Annotated in this window: 14 protein-coding genes and 1 riboswitch; of the genes, 6 read left to right on the forward strand and 8 right to left on the reverse strand. The window is 70.5% G+C overall.

Translation table 11 applies throughout. From position 1 onward, the window contains the following. Positions 1-91: 91 nt before the first annotated feature. Positions 92-358: riboswitch (cobalamin riboswitch) on the forward strand. Positions 359-457: 99 nt separating this feature from the next. From metE to ACFWY9_RS42980, 4 genes are all read left to right on the forward strand, one after another. Then, on the forward strand, positions 458-2,761 hold the full coding sequence (gene metE / locus ACFWY9_RS42965; RefSeq protein ID WP_378341606.1) for a 5-methyltetrahydropteroyltriglutamate--homocysteine S-methyltransferase: 2,304 nt from the start codon (positions 458-460) through the stop codon (positions 2,759-2,761). A gap of 148 nt (positions 2,762-2,909) precedes the next feature. Continuing rightward, entirely contained in the window at positions 2,910-4,370 is a 1,461-nt protein-coding gene (locus ACFWY9_RS42970) for a cytochrome P450 (RefSeq protein WP_378331482.1), read from the forward strand. Positions 4,371-4,565: 195 nt separating this feature from the next. After that, positions 4,566-6,413 carry a diguanylate cyclase domain-containing protein gene (locus ACFWY9_RS42975; protein ID WP_378341607.1) on the forward strand — a complete coding sequence of 616 codons (1,848 nt, stop codon included), beginning with the start codon at positions 4,566-4,568 and terminating at the stop codon, positions 6,411-6,413. A gap of 83 nt (positions 6,414-6,496) precedes the next feature. Continuing rightward, positions 6,497-6,958, forward strand: coding sequence for a peroxiredoxin (locus ACFWY9_RS42980; protein WP_378341608.1), 462 nt, complete (start codon positions 6,497-6,499; stop codon positions 6,956-6,958). 5 nt (positions 6,959-6,963) lie between these two features. Here ACFWY9_RS42980 and ACFWY9_RS42985 read toward each other — a convergent pair whose 3' ends face one another. From ACFWY9_RS42985 to ACFWY9_RS43000, 4 genes are all read right to left on the reverse strand, one after another. Then, the gene (locus ACFWY9_RS42985; RefSeq protein WP_378331485.1) at positions 6,964-7,491 is read right to left on the reverse strand and encodes a GNAT family N-acetyltransferase; all 528 of its coding nucleotides are present in this window, start codon (positions 7,489-7,491) and stop codon (positions 6,964-6,966) included. A 52-nt stretch (positions 7,492-7,543) separates the two neighbouring features. Continuing rightward, positions 7,544-8,737: an LCP family protein gene (locus ACFWY9_RS42990; protein ID WP_378331486.1), complete on the reverse strand. Its 1,194-nt coding sequence runs from the start codon at positions 8,735-8,737 to the stop codon at positions 7,544-7,546. A gap of 113 nt (positions 8,738-8,850) precedes the next feature. Next, positions 8,851-10,107: a class I SAM-dependent methyltransferase gene (locus tag ACFWY9_RS42995; RefSeq protein WP_378331487.1), complete on the reverse strand. Its 1,257-nt coding sequence runs from the start codon at positions 10,105-10,107 to the stop codon at positions 8,851-8,853. A gap of 79 nt (positions 10,108-10,186) precedes the next feature. After that, positions 10,187-10,882 (reverse strand): alpha/beta hydrolase, encoded by a 696-nt coding sequence (locus tag ACFWY9_RS43000; RefSeq protein ID WP_378331488.1) that lies wholly within the window; start codon positions 10,880-10,882, stop codon positions 10,187-10,189. Between the two features lie 167 nt (positions 10,883-11,049). Between ACFWY9_RS43000 and ACFWY9_RS43005 the strand changes: the two genes are divergently transcribed. Further along, entirely contained in the window at positions 11,050-11,775 is a 726-nt protein-coding gene (locus ACFWY9_RS43005) for a sugar isomerase domain-containing protein (protein ID WP_378341609.1), read from the forward strand. 154 nt (positions 11,776-11,929) lie between these two features. On the opposite strand, the gene ACFWY9_RS43010 is transcribed toward ACFWY9_RS43005, so the two are convergent. Further along, positions 11,930-13,807 carry an ABC transporter ATP-binding protein gene (locus ACFWY9_RS43010; RefSeq protein ID WP_378331490.1) on the reverse strand — a complete coding sequence of 626 codons (1,878 nt, stop codon included), beginning with the start codon at positions 13,805-13,807 and terminating at the stop codon, positions 11,930-11,932. A gap of 188 nt (positions 13,808-13,995) precedes the next feature. On the opposite strand from ACFWY9_RS43010, the gene ACFWY9_RS43015 reads away from it, so the two are divergent. Continuing rightward, positions 13,996-15,315 carry a glycosyltransferase 87 family protein gene (locus tag ACFWY9_RS43015; protein ID WP_378331491.1) on the forward strand — a complete coding sequence of 440 codons (1,320 nt, stop codon included), beginning with the start codon at positions 13,996-13,998 and terminating at the stop codon, positions 15,313-15,315. On the opposite strand, the gene ACFWY9_RS43020 is transcribed toward ACFWY9_RS43015, so the two are convergent. The 3 genes from ACFWY9_RS43020 to ACFWY9_RS43030 form a co-directional block, all read right to left on the reverse strand. Further along, positions 15,302-15,511 (reverse strand): helix-turn-helix domain-containing protein, encoded by a 210-nt coding sequence (locus tag ACFWY9_RS43020; RefSeq protein WP_003071237.1) that lies wholly within the window; start codon positions 15,509-15,511, stop codon positions 15,302-15,304. The two genes, ACFWY9_RS43015 and ACFWY9_RS43020, sit on opposite strands and share 14 nt — an antisense overlap. A 177-nt stretch (positions 15,512-15,688) precedes the next feature. Continuing rightward, a complete protein-coding gene (locus ACFWY9_RS43025) occupies positions 15,689-17,317 on the reverse strand; it encodes an ABC-F family ATP-binding cassette domain-containing protein (protein ID WP_378331492.1) in 1,629 nt (542 codons plus the stop codon). A gap of 150 nt (positions 17,318-17,467) precedes the next feature. After that, entirely contained in the window at positions 17,468-18,145 is a 678-nt protein-coding gene (locus ACFWY9_RS43030) for an acVLRF1 family peptidyl-tRNA hydrolase (RefSeq protein ID WP_378331493.1), read from the reverse strand. Positions 18,146-18,279 lie beyond the last annotated feature (134 nt).

Genomic DNA, 18,279 nt, shown 5'->3' on the forward strand with positions numbered 1-18,279 from the left:
CTCGTGAGATCTCCGCCCAATCACGTGAGGTCGCCGTCCAATCACGCGAGTTCGCCGTTCGGAATGCTTGGCCGGGGCCGGACGGGACGGCTAAGCTCGGGGTGCCATGGGTTCTGCCGGGCGCGGTGCGCCGTGTCCGGGAGAGGCGACAGGGAACCCGGTGGGAATCCGGGACTGCCCCGCAGCGGTATGTGGGAACGAAAGCCGTCACCGTGCGAGACACGGTAAAGCACTGGACACCAGTTCGAGGCACGCTTCAACGCCGAGAACGCATCAGCACAGTCCGGGAAGCGACGGCCGGTAGGCGCGAGCAGCACGCCCACGAGTCCGAAGACCTGCCCGTGGTACGTGCGCCGACGGCGCGCGTGAGTCCGGGCCTCGCGGGATGGGCACGACCGAAACACGGTCACTCCTGCGCGCGCACGGGCTCCTTCGACGAGCTCGCGAGGAGAGAGCTGTGCCTGAAGACCGCGTCACCGAAAACCGGAAGAACCCCGTCGGGACGACCGTGCTGGGCTACCCGCGCATCGGCGCGGACCGGGAACTCAAACGCGCCGTCGAGCGCTACTGGGCCGGGAAGGTCGACGAAACCACCCTCCGGGAGACCGGCCGGGAGCTGCGCGCGGAGACGTGGCGGGAGCTGGCCGCCGCCGGACTGGACTCGATCCCGTCCAACACGTTCTCCCACTACGACCAGATGCTCGACACCGCCGAGCTGTTCGGCGCGCTGCCCGCCCGGTTCACCGGCCTGGCCCTTTCCCCGCTCGACACCTACTTCGCCGCCGCGCGAGGCGTTCAGGACGCGCCCGCGCTGGAGATGACGAAGTGGTTCGACACCAACTACCACTACCTCGTCCCGGAACTGGGACCGGACACGACGTTCGCCCTCACCGGCACGAAACCGCTCGACGAGTACCGCGAGGCGAAGGCCGCCGGGTTCGAGACGCGGCCGGTGCTCATCGGACCGGTGACGTTCCTGTTGCTCTCGAAGCCCGCCGACGACGCACCCGAGGGCTTCCGGCCGCTGGAGCTGCTGGACGAGCTGCTCCTGCGCTACGCCGAACTGCTGGAGCGGCTGCACGACGCCGGGGCGGAGTGGGTCCAGCTCGACGAACCCGCGTTCGCCGGGGATCGCGGTGAGAAGGAGCTGAACGCCCTCACCCGCGCCTACCACGTCCTGGCGAAGGCGACGGCGCGGCCGAAGCTGCTGGTCGCCGGGTACTTCGGTGGTCTCGGCCGGGGCTTGGGCGTGCTGGCCCGCTCCCCGATCGACGCGATCGCCGTCGACCTGGTCACCGATCCGTCCACTGTGGACGAGGTGGCCGCGCAAGGAGCCCTGCGGGACAAGGAGGTCCTGGCCGGGGTGGTCGACGGCCGGAACGTGTGGCGCACTGACCCCGACCGCGCGCTCGGCCGCGCGGCGACCCTGCTCGGCACCGCGGCACGCGTGAGCGTCTCGACGTCGTGCTCGCTGTTGCACGTGCCCTACGACGTCGAGCGGGAAACCACGCTCGACGCCCGGCTCCGGGGCTGGCTGGCGTTCGCGCGGCAGAAGGTCGACGAGGTCGTCCTGCTCGGCAGGGCACTGCGGGAAAACACCGCGGACCTCACCGCGGCCCGCGCGGCGGTGAAAGACCGTGCCACCGCGACGGAACTGGTCGATTCCCGCGTCCGGGCGCGGCTGGCGTCGCTACGTCCCGAGCACCTTCTCCGCGCGCCTTACCCGCGGCGGGCGGAGGCACAGCAAGCCGCGCTGGGCCTGCCCGCGCTGCCGAGCACGACGATCGGCTCGTTCCCGCAGACCACGGACGTCCGCAAGGCGCGCGCGGCGCATCGGGCGGGCACGCTCGACGACGCGGGCTACACCGCGGCGATGCGCGCGGAGGTCGAACGCGTCGTGCGGTTGCAGGAGGAACTCGGGCTCGACGTCCTCGTGCACGGCGAGCCCGAGCGCAACGACATGGTGCAGTACTTCGCCGAGCAGCTGGCCGGGTTCGCCGCCACCGAGCACGGCTGGGTCCAGTCGTACGGCTCCCGCTGCGTCCGGCCGCCGATCCTGTACGGCGACGTCTCACGGCCGTCGCCGATGACGGTCGGCTGGGCGACGTACGCGCAGCGGCTCACCGAACGTCCGGTCAAGGGCATGCTCACCGGGCCGGTCACGATCCTGGCCTGGTCGTTCGTCCGCGACGACCAGCCCCTATCCGACACCGCGGCGCAGGTGGCGCTGGCGATCCGCGACGAGGTCCACGACCTCGAATCCGCCGGGATCCGGATCGTCCAGGTCGACGAGCCCGCGCTGCGCGAGCTGCTGCCGCTGCGCGCGGCCGGGCACGAGGCGTATTTCGCTTGGGCGGTAAGGGCTTTCCGGCTCGCGACGGCCGGGATCGCCGACACGACCCAGATCCACACGCACATGTGCTACTCGGAGTTCGGCGAGGTGCTGCCCGCGATCGACGCGCTCGACGCCGACGTCACCAGCATCGAGGCGGCCAGGTCGAAGATGGAGGTGCTCACCGATCTCGGCGCGGCCGGGTTCGGCCGGGGGGTCGGGCCGGGCGTGTACGACATCCACTCGCCGCGCGTCCCCGACGTCGACGAGGTGAGCGGGCTGCTGCGGACGGCCGTGGGCGCGGTGGCGCCCGAACGCGTCTGGGTCAATCCCGACTGCGGCCTGAAGACCCGCGGGTACGCCGAAGTCGAGCCCGCGCTGCGGAACCTGGTCGCGGCGGCCCGCCAGGTCCGCGCCGAACTCGCCTGATCCCGGGGCCCAAGCGCCCCAATGTGGCGTTCGCTGCGTCCAACGCACCCAATGCCACATTGGGGCGCACTTTCAGGCGAAGTTGACCGCAGGTGTTGTCAATCGGCCAACAATGCAGGACGGTGGTGGGCAAGGTCTCAGCGAGGAGATGGTGACGATGGTGAGCACGGTCGGGAAGGTCACCGAAGCGTTGCGCGAGCGCGTACCGCCGCTGTCCTCGATTCCCTTGCCCCGCACCGTGGACGACCGCTGGCTCGACGCGCGCTGGCCGGTCCGCGAGCTGGCGCCGCCACCGGCGGGCAGCGGGCTGAAACCGGTGCTCGGCGACGACGGCCCGCCGCTGGTCGGGCACGTCCCGGAGATGATGCGGTTCGGCATCGAGTTCGGCCTGCGCCGCTACGAGATGTACGGGCCGGTGTCGTTCATGGGCGGCTTCGGCCGCCGCATCGTCGCGCTGTCCGGGCCCGAGGCCACCCAGATCGCCCTGGTGAACAAGGACAAGGCGTTCTCGCAGGAGGGCTGGCGGTTCTTCATCGAGAACTTCTTCGAGCGCGGCCTGATGCTGCTGGACTTCGGCGAGCACCACCTGCACCGCCGGATCATGCAGCAGGCCTTCACCCGTCCCCGGCTGAGCGGCTACGTCGACCAGATGGGCCCGACGCTGCGTGAAGGCGTCGCGTCCTGGTCCGGCCGCTCCCGTCCCCGGCTGTACTGGGCGCTCAAGCAATTGACGCTCGACGTCGCGACGCGGGTGTTCATGGACATGCGCGGCCCGGACGACGCCGCGCGGATCAACCGGGCGTTCATCGCCGCCGTACGCGCGGGGAGCGCGATCGTGCGCTACCCCGTGCCGGGCGGCCGCTGGGCGGCGGGGCTGCACGGCCGCAAGGTGCTGGAGCGGTACTTCGCCGAAAACCTCCCCGCCAAGCGGAAAGGCGACGGCGACGACCTCTTCTCCGCGCTGTGCCACGCCACCACCGAGGACGGCGACCGGTTCACCGACACCGACATCGTCAACCACATGATCTTCCTGATGATGGCCGCGCACGACACGTCGACGATCACCAGCAGCGCGATGGTGTACTTCCTGGCCAAGTTCCCCGAATGGCAGGAACGCGCCCGCGCGGAGTCCCTGGCGCTCGGCGACGCGGTGCCCGGCATCGAAGCGCTGGAGGGACTGGAAACCCTGGACCTGGTGATGAAGGAGGCGCTGCGGCTGGTGGCGCCGGTGCCGTCGATGGCACGCAAGACGGTCAAGGACACCGAGGTGCTCGGCCACTACCTCCCGGCGGGCTCGCTGATCGGGGTTTCCCCGACCGTCAACCACTTCTCCCCCGGCTGCTGGACCGACCCGATGCGGTTCGATCCGGAGCGCTTCGCCGAGCCACGCCGCGAGGACCGCTCGCACCGGTTCGCCTGGATGCCGTTCGGCGGCGGGGCGCACAAGTGCATCGGGCTGCACTTCGGGAGCCTGGAAGTCAAGGCGCTGCTGCACGAGATGCTGCGGGCCTACCGCTGGTCGGTGCCCGGCGGCTACACCGCGCGCTGGGACTACACCGCCCTGCCGGTACCGGCCGACGGACTGCCCGTTCAGCTGGACCCGAGGTAGGGGCGACACCGTCAGACACACATGGTGACGGCTGGTCACCAGTTGTGTAGTACCGTTCACTCGTTCAGCCGGTAGACACCCCGTTTCGCGCGTGATGCCGTGGCATCAATCGCGGCCAACTCGTACCCGGTGTGGGTTCGTTATTCCCCACACCTCGCCTGAGCTGGCCTTAGTTCGTGTAAGAAGAGGTGGAGCGTGCCTGATCCTGGTGGCTCACCAGGCTTGGTGAGCGTCGCGCGCCGATGGGCCGCGACGCTGGCCGACACCAAAGGAGTAACGCTTCCCCCGGACGAGCTCGAACAGCTGCTGCACCGCTTCGCCTTCGACGCCGCGCCGCATCTCGACACCGCCCACGAGGGCGCGCTGCGGCGGTTCACCGCGCTCTACGCGGCCGCGCCGGTCGGGATCGCGCTCGCCGGTCCCGACGGCGTCGTCGTCGAGGCCAACGCCGCGCTCGGCAGGCTGCTCGGCACGAACCCGGATCTGCTGCGCGGCAGGCACCTCGGCGATCTCGGCGCGGACGAGCACGACACCACCCGGCTGCGGGCGGGCCTGGCGCAGCTGGGCGCCACCACCGAGCAGTACACCGAGCGGCTGCGGCTCGACCACGCGAAGGACGGTCCACTCTGGACCGACGTCACGCTCGTCCGGCTGCCGGGAGACCGGGCCGGAACGGTCTATCCGGTGCTGATGGCGCTGGACGCCCACGAGAACCAGCTGCTGCAGGAACGTCTGCTGCACCAGAACGTCCACGACGCGCTGACCGGCCTCCCGAACGTAGCCGCCTTCACCACCAAGCTGGAGTCCGTCGTCGGGACCGGCACCGGCGAGCAGGTCGCACTGGTCTACCTCGACATCGACGGCTTCAAGGTGATCAACGACGGGCTCGGCGCCGGCGTCGGCGACAAGGTGCTGCGCGGCATCGCGAACAAGCTCTCGGCGACCTTCACCGGCCACTACGACGGACACGTCTCCCGGCTCGCCGGTGACGGGTTCGCGGTCCTCCTCCACGGCGAGCTGACGCCGAACGCGGTCGTCCAGCTCGTCGAGCAGGCGATGGACGATCTTCGCGAGCCGATCTACCTCGACGGGCACGGCATCGGCGCCAGCGCGAGTGCCGGGATCGTCGTCCGGCCCACCGCGGGCTGTGAGCCCTCCGATCTGGCCAGGGCCGCGGAGATCGCGCTGCACCGCGCGAAAGAGGCGGGCAAGGCGCAGTGGATGCTGTTCGACCCCGAGCTCGACGCGCGCGACCGCGGCCGCTACCAGCTGGGCGCGGTGCTCGCCGGTGCGCTGGAGAACGGCGAGTTCTCGCTGATCTACCAGCCGACCGTCAAGCTCGCCAGGCCCGACGAGATCGCCGCCGTCAACGCCGGGCTGCGCTGGAACCATCCGGAGAAGGGCGAGCTGGACTCCGACGAGTTCTACCCGCTCGCCCAGACCACCGGGATGACCATCCCGCTCGGCAAATGGCTGCTGGCCGAGTCCCTCGCCGCGACGGCACGCTGGCGCGAGCGCTTCGGTGACGCCGCGCCGGACGTCTGCGTCCGGCTCCCGAACCGGCTCGCCATCGAGCCCGATCTGGTGTTGCTGGTGAAGGAACAGCTCGACCGGCACGGCCTGCCCGCCAGGGCGCTGCGGCTGTGCGCCGACCCGGAGTCGGTGCTCGACCCGCACGGTGAGGTGCTCGACTCCTTCGCGGTGCTGGCCGACCTCGGCGCGCAGATCGTGCTCACCGTGTCCGGCTCGGCCGATCTGGAGCTCATCCCGCACCACCGGCTGCCGGTCAACCACGTCATCCTCAGCGGTCCGGTGATCGACGTGCTCGCCGACGATCCTGCCGAGACCGACGTCCGGCATCTGCAGCGGCTGGTCACCAGGGCGAAGGAGCTCAAGCTGCGGATCGGCGCGGAAGGAGTGCGCACCGACGGGCACGCCGCGCGGCTGCGGGACATCGGCGTGCTCGCCGCACGCGGCCCGTTCGTCACCGATTCGGCGACCGGGGACGAGGTCGACGAGCTGATCGCGCGGCACGCGGGCTGAAAACGGGGTTCCGCCGCGCCAATCCGGGTGCCCGGCCGCTTCGAATGCCGGACGAGGATCATGCTCAGCGCGAAAGGACCGCCATGAACCCCGGAGACGTCGCCCCCGACTTCGTACTGCCCGACGACCGCGGCACGCCGCGGACGCTCTCGGACTTCCTCGCGAGCGGGCCGGTCGCGCTGTTCTTCTACCCCGCCGCCATGACCGGCGGCTGCACCGCCGAGACCTGCCACTTCCGCGACCTCGCCGCCGGCTTCGGGGCGATCGGCGCGCACCGCGTCGGGATCAGCCCCGACTCGGTGACGAAGCTGCGGGCCTTCTCCGCGGCCAACGCCTTCGACTACCCCTTGCTGTCCGATGTGGACGGTAAGGTGGCGCGGCTGTTCGGTGTCTGGCGGGCGCTGCTGCCGTCGCGAGCCAAGCGGCACACGTTCGTGATCGACGATGACCACCGGATCGTCGAGGTGATCCGGAACGAGCACGACTTCAGCGTGCACGGCGACCGCTCGCTGGCGGTGCTGCGGCAGCGCACCGCCGTCGCCTGACGGGGTCAGGAATCCTTGCGCCACACCACGTTCGTGCCGCTGCAGGCGGGCGGCAGCGGGGGCGCCGCGACCTCGGTGCGCACCCGGCGGTAGCCCAGCCGGGCCGGGACGCCCGCGCTGCGCGTGTTCCGCTCGTCGTGCTTGATCTCGACGTACGGCGTGCCGGTCCGGAACGCTTCGGCGGTCAGCAGCGCGGCGGCGCGGGTCATGACGCCCCTGCCGGTGTACGGCTCGCCGAGCCAGTAGCCGATCTCCATCCCGCGTTCCCGCGCCATCAGCCCGCAGCCGCCGACGAGCGTCCCCGCCAGCGTGACCGCGTACTCGTACGCCTCACCACGCTCCCACCGCTCGGCGGTGGTCTTCAGGAATTCGGCCGCTTCGCGTTCGCCGTAGCCGTTCATCGCCCACGGCAGCCACACGCCGATGTACCCGGCCGACTCCCCCGCGGTCGCGGCCAGCTCGCCGAGCCGGGACGGCCGCCAGCGAGTCAGCACGAGGTCTTCGTCGGTCAGGGTTTCGGCCGGGATCTCCATGTCCTCCATGGTCGCCGGAAACCCCGGCCGCCGCCGCCGATTTTCCGGCGGGCTACTTCATGATCACGTCGGCCGGGATCTCGGTGTCACCACGCAGCGCATCGAACAGCTTCTGGGACTTGTTCTTGTCCCAGTGCTCCGCCGAGGCGCTCGTGACCGGCACGGTCGTGGTGACCACGCCGTCCGAGGAGATCCCGCGCATCGCCAGCGCGAGGCCGACGAGGTTGTGCACGTGATCGCCGGAGTCCATGGTCAGCGCGTCCGGCGCCGAGGACAGCAGCGGGAAGAAGTGGAACGGGTTCAGCAGCGTGCCGGCGCTCGCCATCTGGCTGACCATGGCGCCGATGAACTTCCGCTGGTTCGCCACCCGGTCCAGGTCCGACCGCGGGGTCGCCTCGGCGTAGCGCGTCCGGACGAACCCGAGCGCCGAACGCCCGTCCAGCGTCTGGCAGCCGGCCTTGATGTCGATGTGGGTCATGGGGTCGTTCATGTCCTTGTCGACACACATGTCCACGCCGCCGATCCCGTCGACGATGTTCGCGAACCCGCCGAAGCCGATCTCGGCGTAGTGGTCGATCCTCAGCCCTGTCGCGCCCTCGACCGTCTTCGTCAGCAGCGCGGGTCCGCCGAGCGAGAACGCCGCGTTGATCTTGGTCGTGCCGTGGCCGGGCACCTTGACCTGCGAGTCGCGCGGCAGGCTCAGCAGCGTCGGCTTGGTGCTGTTGTCCGGGATGTGCGCGACCATGATCGTGTCGGTGCGGGTCCCGCCCGCGTCGGAGGTGTCACCGGTGGCCAGCCGCGCTTCGTCCTCCTTGGACAGTCCTTCGCGGCTGTCCGAGCCGACGATCAGCCAGTTGGTGCCGGACGCCGCGGCCGGGCGGCCGTCGTAGTTCGCGATCGCGTCGACGCGCTTGATCGAGAACTCCAGGTAGACCCAGACACCCGCCAGGAACACCACGAAGACCAGGAGCAGCGTCAGCAGGATGCGACCGGGACGCCACCTGCGACGGCGCCGGGGACGTGGCGCAGGCGCGCCCTCGGGCCCCCGCGGCGGCGCCTGGCGCGGGGGTGGCGGGGGTGGTTGCTCACCCCGCGACCCCATCGGCCGGGTCCGCTCGTCGTACGGGCTGCGGCCGCGGCCGGGCAGGGGCATCATCTGGGCAGGCTGGTGCTGCCGAGGGCGTCCAGAAGGCTGCGCTGGCCTCGGCGGCACCCACCGCCCGCCGCCGTCGCCTCCGTACGTCATCTCACATCACCCGTCCCCGATACCGGCGAATCCGTCAAAGTCCCGTCAACCGCTCCTCATGACAAGACGTGCGACACGGTATCGGGTTGTCTCCTCGCCCGCCGCGCAACCGATTACCGGCTGCCCTCGGCGTACCCGAACTGGTGCACCTTGATGTACCCGGACCGGAATCCCGCCTCGGAGTAGGCCAGGTAGAACTCCCACATCCGCCGGAAGACGTCGTCGAAGCCGAAGCTCGCCACCTCGCTCCAGCGGCCGAGGAACCGCTCACGCCACAGCCGCAGCGTGCGCGCGTAGTCCTGGCCGAACTCGCGCATCCCCTGCAGCTTCAGCCGGGTGTTCTCCCGCATCCCGCGCTCGATCGCCTCGACCGACGGGATGATGCCGCCGGGAAAGATGTACTTGTGGACCCAGGTGTAGGCCTTGGACGCCGCGACCATCCGGTCGTGGTCCATGGTGATGGCCTGCAGCCCGAACCGCCCGCCCGGCCGCAGCCGCTGCCCGATCGTGGCGAAGAACGTCGGCCAGTACGAGGCGCCGACGGCCTCGATCATCTCGACGCTGACGACGGCGTCGTACTCGCCGGTGGACTCGCGGTAGTCGGTCAGCTTGACGTCGACGCGGTCGGCGAAGCCCGCCTCCGCGATCCGGGCGGTGGCCAGCGCGCGCTGCTCCTCGGAGATCGTGAGCGACGTGACGTGCGCGCCGCGCGCGGCCGCGCGGATCGCCAGCTCGCCCCAGCCGGTGCCGATCTCCAGCACCGCGCTGCCCTCGCGGACCCCGGCGTAGTCCAGCACGCTGTCGATCTTGCGGTGCTGCGCCTGGGTGAGGGTGTCGCCGGGCCCGAACAGCGCCGAGGAGTACATCATCGACTCGTCGAGGAACGTGCCGAACAGGTCGTTGGACAGGTCGTAGTGCCGGTGGATGTTGGACCGCGCGCCCTCGAGGGTGTTCTCCTCGGTCTCCGGCTGGGTGCGCTCGGCGATCCGGCGGAACTTCTGCAGCACCGGCGGCACCAGGGTGGCCATCCGCTCGGCGAACGGCGTCAGGACGTCGGCGAGGTCGTCGGCGGTCCAGTCGCCCGCCATGTAGGCCTCGCCGAAACCGATCTTCGCGTCGACGCCGAGGCGGTGGAAGAACGCCGCCGGGCGGTGGATCCGCATCTCCGGCGCGTCCGGGCCGCCGGCGCCCAGCACGGTGCCGTCCGGGAAACTGACCCGGACGGCCAGCGGGCGCACCGCGCGGCGGAACAGGGTCTCGGCGACGCGGGCCCGCACCGCGGATCTGGGCGGGGTCGACAGCCCCGGCCAGCGGGACTCCTCGGATTCGCCCAACGGGGTCGGTATCCGGTCAACGCTCGAAGTGGTCAAGACACTCCCTCCGGCCGGCCTGCGCCGGTGACTCGATGGTAATTCGGGCGGACCCATGCCGCGCCTGCGAGATGCGTGGTCACACCGGAACCCGCAGCCGGTCGGGCGCGGGCCGGGACCACGCGTGCCGCAAAGTCTCGTCCTTCTCCACGTCCGTGATCACTTCCAGTGTGAAAGCACACATCAGGCGGGTCCAGACCGGCGCGCGCCGGACCATGGCGTGTCCCTCGTTCGTGACCTCGAACCGGACAAGCCGGGCGGCGACGGTCCCGGCGCGCTCGGCGTAGGCATGGGACTCGCCCGGATCGGTCATCCGGTCGCGGGTGCCGTGCGCGATGAGGACGTCCCGGCCGGCGAGCGCGTCCACCGGCTCACCGAGCGGCGTCCACGGCGCGAGCGCGCACACGCCGCGCACCGCCGGGTCGTCGGCCACGCGCAGCGCGACCCGCCCGCCCATCGAATGCCCGACGAGGACCACCGGGACGCCGGGATGTTCCTCACGGACGCGAGCGAGGGCCCAGCGCGCGTCCGGGATCGGGTGCTCGGCCGCGCCGTTCCAGCCGTAGCGGCTGTTGCGCAGCAGGCGGACCTCGACGCCGTGGTCGCGTCCGGCGCGGTGCAGCGCCCTGGCCAGCGGGACCATCCGCAGGTAGGCCAGCCGCCACGGGGGCACGCCGCCGAAGCCGTGCTCGGCCCCGCCGTGCAGCACCAGCACGACGGCCCTGGTCCGTCCGCGTGCACGCCACACGGACTGCCTCGGCTCGGCTTCGCTCACGCTCGTCTCCCAGTCTCCGGGACGTCCCGGTCGCCGAACGGGTCAACCTCGTTACTGGTCCACGCTATTCCACCCCGGGCGGGCGGTGGCGCGATAGATTCTGCGGTCGGTACGTCGACGTCAACGTTGTCTTGCGGGTGTCCCGTAGAAGACTGAAGGGCGGTGTGGTGAACACCACGCGGAACTGGACCGGTGTGGCCGACAAGCTGGCGGCCGTGGAGGCGGCCAACGCCGAGGAACTGGGCAAGGTCGCGGAGCTGGTGCTGGGGGTGATCCGGGCGGACGCGCTGGTGTTCACCGCGGGCGCCGGGCACTCGCTGGCCGCGGTCGCCGAGACGTTCTACCGCGCGGGCGGGCTCGCCTGCGTGTACCCGCTGTATCACCCCGAACTGCTGCCGCTGCACGGTGCGCAGCACAGCACCAGGACCGAACGCCGCAGCGGACTGGCCGAAGAGGTGCTCGCCGAGCGCGCGCCGGGTCCGGACGACGTCCTGGTCGTCTTCTCGACCTCGGGGGTGAACCCGTACCCGGTCGAGCTGGCCGCCGCCGCGCGGGCCCGCGGCGCCGCCGTGGTCGCGGTGACCTCGCGCGAGTGCGTCGCGGCCGCTCCCCGGCGAGCTGCCTCGACGCTGGTCGAAGAGGCCTCGGTGGTACTCGACTCGCTGGTGATCCCCGGCGACGCGAGTCATCCCGCGGACGCGCCGCGCACCGCTCCACTGTCCACTGTGGTCAATGCGTTCCTGTGGAACCTCGTACTGGCAAGGGTTTTCGACCAGGGTACCGCCGAAGGCATCGACGTCCCGCTGTGGCGAAGCTCCAATGTGGTCGGCGGCGACGAGGCCAACACCGCTCTCCTGGCGAAATACACCCCCCGCGTCCCCGCCCTGCGCTGACCCTCCCCCGTCCGAACCGGCGATCTCGCGTGATCGAACAGCGCACTCGCGTGATTGAAGACCTAACTCGCGTGATTGAGCGGAGATCTCGCCCGATCACGCGAGATCTCCGTCTGATCACGCGAGTTACGCCTCTGATCACGCGAGATCGCTGTTAGGCGGCGGGGAGTTCTTCGGGGTCGTCGGCGAATTGGGTGGCGTGGAGAGTGGCGTAGCGGCCGTTCGCGGCGAGGAGTTCCTCGTGGGTACCGCGTTCGACGACGCGGCCCGCCTCGATCACCAGGATCTGGTCGGCGGCGCGGACGGTGGACAGCCGGTGCGCGATGACCAGCGCCGTCCGGCCTTCGAGCGCGTCGGTCAGCGCTTCGCCGACGGCGGCTTCGGACTCCGAGTCCAGATGCGCCGTCGCCTCGTCGAGGACGACGACGCGTGGCTGGGCCAGCAGCAGGCGCGCGATGGTGAGCCGCTGACGTTCCCCGCCGGAAAGCCGGTAACCCCGCTCCCCCACTGTGGTGTCCAGACCGTCGGGCAGCGACCGGACGAGTTCGCCGAGCCGGGCGCGTTCCAGCGCGGACCAGATCTCGTCGTCGGTCGCCCCGGGCCTGGCGTAGGCGAGGTTGGCGCGGATGGTGTCGTGGAACAGATGCCCGTCCTGCGTCACGACGCCGACGGTTTCCCGCAACGCCGCGAAACTCAGCTCCCGGACGTCCACATCGGACAGCCGGACCGCGCCGGAATCGACGTCGTAGAGCCGCGGCAGCAGCGAGGCGATGGTCGACTTCCCGGCGCCGGACGAGCCGACCAGCGCGACCATCTGTCCCGGTTCGGCGCGGAACGAGATCCCGTGCAGCACCTCTTCGCCACCGCGATGGTCAAGCGTGGCAACGTCTTCCAGCGACGCCAGCGAGTACCGGTCCGCCGCCGGGTATCCGAAGTGGACGTCGTCGAACTCGACCGAGACACCCGCGCCGGCGGGCAGCGCACGCGCGCCCGGCTTCTCCTTGATCATCGGCTCCAGGTCGAGGACCTCGAAGACCCGCTCGAACGACACCAGCGCCGTCATGACGTCGACCCGCACGTTCGCCAGCGCGGTGAGCGGGGCGTAGAGCCGGGTCAGCAGCAGCGCCAGCGCCACCACGGTGCCCGCGGCGAGCTGCCCGGTCACCGCGAGATAGCCGCCGAGACCGTAGACCAGTGCCTGCGCGAGTGCGGAAACCAGCGTCAGACTGGTCATGAACCACCGGGTCAGCATCGCCGTGCGGACGCCGATGTCGCGGACGCGGCCCGCGCGCACGCCGAACTCGTCGAGTTCCTGGCGCGGCCTGCCGAACAGCTTGACCAGGGTCGCGCCCGGCGCGGAGAACCGTTCGGTCATCTGGGTGGTCATCCCGGCGTTGAGCTGTGCCGCCTCACGCTGCAGCCCCGCCATGCGCCGCCCGAGCCTGCGCGCGGGCAGCACGAAGATCGGCAGCAGCACCAGCGCGAGCAGGGTCACCTGCCAGGACAGGCTCATCATGACCACGAGCGAGAGCGCGAGCTGGATCACGTTGGTGACCAGCCCGGACAGCGTCGCGGTGAACGTCCGCTGCGCGCCGATGACGTCGTTGTTGAGCCTGCTCACCAGCGCGCCGGTGCGGGTGCGGGTGAAGAACGCGATCGGCATCTTCTGTACGTGTTCGAACACCGCGCGCCGCAGGTCGAAGATGATCCCCTCGCCGATCTGCGCGGACTGCCACCGTTCGACGAGGCCGAACCCGGCGTCGAGGACGGCCAGCACGGCGATCACCACGGCGAGCCAGATCACCAGCGGCAGATCGCGCCCGGCGACGATCGCGTCGACGACCTTGCCCGCCAGCACCGGCGTCGTCACCGCCAGCACCGCCGAAACCACGGTCAGGACCAGGAAGATCAGCAGCTTTCCCCAGTGCGGCCTCGCGAAGCGCGCGACGCGGCGCACTGTGCCGCGGGTCAGCGCCTTCGGCGTGTCGGCGGAGCGCATCGCCGAACTCATCAACGCCCACGTGTTGTCCATGAAGCCCTCTTCCCCGTCCCGCCCAAAACCTCTATGTTACTTGAACTTTTCTCCGGATATGCCCTGCACAACACGGCGTCGCACAGATTACTTCCCGTTTCCCGAAGTTTCTTCTCCCGCCTCGGGCGCCCGTTCGCCCGCTCGGTAGCCTGACGGGGATCCGATCGCGACACGAGGGGGCACAAGGGGTGCGACTGCTCTCGGTGCCCGTCCGGCCACCGGCCGCGCGGCCGGGCCGCGCGCTGGGCTGGGACCTGGTGTTCGCCCTCGGCTGCCTCGTCTTCGCCGTGCTCACCGCCGTCAAGTCGGAGTTCTACGGCTACCGCGTCTGGGGCAACTGCGCGATCGCGGGCTACGGGCTGGCCGCCGCGCACAGTGGCTGGCTGCTGGTGTCGGCTCGCCGCGGCCGCACGCCCGGCGGTGTGCTCGGCTCACGCCGGTTCGGACTCGGCGCGATCGCGGTGTTGGCGATGATCGTCCCGCTGGTGATCTTGGTGATTCGCCGGCTCACCGGGGTGGACTGGCTGATCACGCCGTTCTCCTGGGCCGCGCAGCCCGAGGTGTGGGTGATCGAGCGCTCGGCGTCGCTGCTGCTGGAGCACGGCACGCCCTACGTCGACGTCACCGCGCTCGGCAGGCTCCCGGAGGTCAACGACTACACGCCCTACGGCCCGGTGATGACGGTGTTCGGCCTGCCGAGGGCGTTGTTCGGCGGCAGCCCGCTCACGAACGCGCTGACCGACGCGCGCTGGATGTTCGCGCTGGCGGCGGTCGCGTGCGTGCTCCTGACGCTGCGGCTGCTGCGCTGGCCGAAGATCCCGGTGCTCGGTGCCCAGCTCGCGCTCGCGTGTCCACTCACGACACTCACCTGGGCGGTGGCCGGGCCGGACCTGGCAATCGTCGGACTACTGGTGCTCGCGTGCGCACTCGCCGCGACCGGCCGGAACGTGCTGTCCGGGCTGGTGCTGGCGCTGGTGATCAGCGCGAAGCTCATCGTCGCACCGGCGGCCGCAGTGCTCGCGATCTTCGTGCTCGTCAGAGCACGGAAGCAGGACCGCCTCGGTTGGGCGGCACTGGGCCGTTTCGTGGCCGCGCTGCTCGCCACGACGGTGCTGGTGCACCTCCCGGTGTACCTCGTGGACCCCCGAGCGTTCCTCGAGCACGTGATCCGCTTCCCGCTCGGCATGGGCGTGGTGCGTTCGCCCGCTGCGAGCCCCCTGCCCGGTCACCTCATCGCGGAGACCGGTCAGGCGGGTCTGGTACTCGCGTTCGCGCTCGTGGGCATCGCCGCGCTCGCGATGCTGGCCTGGTTGGTGCGCCGGCCCCCCGCGACCGGCTCGGACGCGCTGCTGCGCATCGCCGTCGGACTCGGCACCCTGATCCTGCTGACCCCGGCCACTCGCTACGGCTACCTCGTGTACCCGCTCGTGTTGCTCGGTGCCCAGCTGACCTTCCGGTCAGCCGAACGGACTGCGCCCCCCGCGGAGCAGCCCGCTACTTCTTCTTGACCCTGGTCGCCCCGCCACGGCCACGCAGCTGGACGCCCGACTCGGAGAGCACCCGGTGGACGAAACCGTAGGACCGCCCGGTGGACTCCGCGAGGGCCCTGATGCTCGAGCCCTTCTCGTATTTCTTCTTCAGGTCAGCGGCCAGCTTGTCGCGCGTGTTGCCGGTGATCCGCGCGCCTTTCTTGAGATCAGCCACGTCGATCGCCTTCCCGCCGAGAGTGTTCTGGGCCACATTCGGCCCCTGCCGGGGCAATGATCGAACACTGAGCGCCGGAATGCCAGACGACATGGGTAAAACAACCGAAACTGCGATCACATTGGGCCATTCCAGTGCCCCAAAGGCACCGCCTTTGCACCCGAATGGACGCATCCGTCACGCCAGCTGCACAAGCTCCAGGTAATCCGCCGACCAATGATCCTCGGTACCGTCCGGAAGCAGGATGACACGCTCCGGTTCGAGCGCCTCCACCGCGCCGGGGTCGTGGGTCACGAGTACGACGGCGCCTTCGAAGCTGCGCAGTGCGTCGAGAACCTGTGCGCGGCTGGCCGGATCCAGGTTGTTGGTCGGCTCGTCGAGCAGCAACACGTTGGCAGCGCTGGAGACCAGCCCGGCGAGCGCGAGCCGGGTCTTCTCGCCGCCGGAAAGCGTTCCGGCGGGCTGCTCGAGCTGTTCGCCGCTGAACAGGAAGGAACCGAGCAGGTTCCGCAACTCCTGCGCACCGGTATCCGGCGCCAGATGTCGGATGTTTTCCCACACCGACGCTTCGTGGTCGAGAGTTTCGTGCTCCTGTGCGTAATAGCCCAAACGCAATCCGTGACCCGGTACGACCGTGCCAGTATCCGGAGTTTCCATTCCGCCGAGCAGACGCAGCAAAGTGGTCTTTCCGGCACCGTTCAATCCGAGCACGACCACCTTTGAACCACGGTCGATCGCGAGGTCGACACCGGTGAAGATCTCCAGCGAGCCGTACGATTTCGACAGGTTCTCGGCAGTGAGCGGAGTTCGCCCGCACGGCGCGGGCTCGGGGAACTTGATCTTGGCGACCTTGTCGGCGTGGCGGGTCTCCTCCAGCGAGGAGAGCATCTGCTCCGCACGGCGGGCCATGTTCTTGGCCGCCACCGCCTTCGTCGCCTTCGCACCCAGCTTCGCGGCCTGCTGCTGCAGGGCGGACGCCTTCTTCTCGGCGTTCGCGCGCTCGCGGCGGCGGCGCTTCTCGTCGGTGGCCCGCGCGTCCAGATACCGCTGCCAGCCCATGTTGTAGAGGTCGATCTCGCTGCGGGTGGCATCGAGGAACCACACCTTGTTGACCACGTCGGCCAGCAGTTCGACATCATGGCTGATCACCACGAGGCCGCCGTCGTGCTGCTTGAGGAATCCGCGCAGCCAGTTGATGGAGTCCGCGTCGAGGTGGTTGGTCGGCTCGTCGAGCAGCAGGATCGTCTCGGACTTCCCGCCCGCGCCCGCCTCCGCCGCGGCGAACAGGATCCGGGCCAGCTCGACCCGGCGGCGCTGACCGCCGGAAAGCGTCTTCAGCGTCTGGTGCAGGATCCGGTCGGCGAGGCCGAGGTTCGAGCAGATGCGCGCGGCCTCGCTCTCCGCGGCGTACCCACCGAGGGAGGCGAACCGTTCTTCCAGCTTGCTGTAGCGCGTGATCGCCTTGTCCCGCTGGCGCTCGTCGACCAGTTCGGACATCGCGGTCTGCGCCTTTTCCATGTCGCGCAGCAGGGTGTCGAGCCCGCGCGCGGACAGCACACGATCCTTCGCGGTGACCGAAAGATCACCTTCGCGCGGATCCTGTGGCAGGTAGCCGAGTTCGCCGCTGCGGCGCAGCTCGCCCGCGTGCGGTTCGCCTTCACCGGCGAGGACCTTCAGCGAGGTCGTCTTGCCGGCGCCGTTGCGGCCGACGAGGCCGATGCGGTCGCCCTGCTGGATGCGCAGGCTGGTTTCGTTGAGCAGGATGCGCGAGCCGGCGCGCAGCTCGAGGCCGGTGGCCGTGATCAAGAGAACTCCCTGGACGGGGGTGGATGGAGGACAGCGTCGAGCACCGGTCACCGTGTGGGCACGGTCCGGCGCGACAGCTACTCCAGCAGGATTTCCACGCCCCCAGTGTACGGACCGCTGTCGACCGGTTTTCCCCCACCGTGTCCAGCCTCACCCCGGCTCCGGGCCGCGGAGGGTGATTTCGACGGCGACGGCGCGTTCGGCGGCGTCTTCCAGCACGCTGCGCCGGGGTTCGGGGAGGTCGAGGACGCGGGGTTCGGCGCGGGCGAAGAGCGGGGCCAGCCTCCGGTCCTCCCGCAGTTCGTCGAGGGCGCGACGGTCGCCGCCGAGGACCACGGCGTCCACTTCGGACAGTCGGGGGACGAGGACTTCCGCGGCGTCGTCGGCGGCAGCGCGCAGGGCGGACCGCGCCTGGCCCGCCCGCCGCCGCGCGAAACGCTGCTGCGACCAGCCGCCCGCGGCGGACCGGCCGTGCACGAGATGCCGGTCGGTCCGCGACACCCGGACCACGCCGCCGACGGCGATGCCGACGCTGTGCCCGCCGAGCCGGACGAGCAACAGCGCGATCCGGCGCGGGACGAGGGCGTGTTCGACCAGCGGGCCGACCGCCAGCCCGGGGTACTCCCCCTCGGCGGTCAGCGGTCCGAAAGGGACGGTCGCCGTCGCGGTCACACCGGTGCCGCCGGTGACACGGACCTCGTCCGGCCCGAGCAGGGTCGACCGCACCCCGTCGTTGCGCGCCCCGAACCGGGCGAACCAGCCTTCGAGCCGCTCCGGCGCGACCTCGACCGCGCGCCCGCCGCCCGCGACCTCCCGCCCCTTCACCATGCCTCCAACCTAAGGCCCGCCGGTAGGTCCTGCAGCGGGCTCATGCGCCCCAATGTGGCGGTGGGGGGGGGGGGGGGGCCGACCTCCACCAGTGATTTGGGTTTGTGCGCCCCCCAGCCCACAGCTCGGGGGGC

The organism is Amycolatopsis sp. NPDC059027 (genome assembly GCF_042739735.1).
In the GTDB taxonomy this organism is placed as follows: domain Bacteria; phylum Actinomycetota; class Actinomycetes; order Mycobacteriales; family Pseudonocardiaceae; genus Amycolatopsis.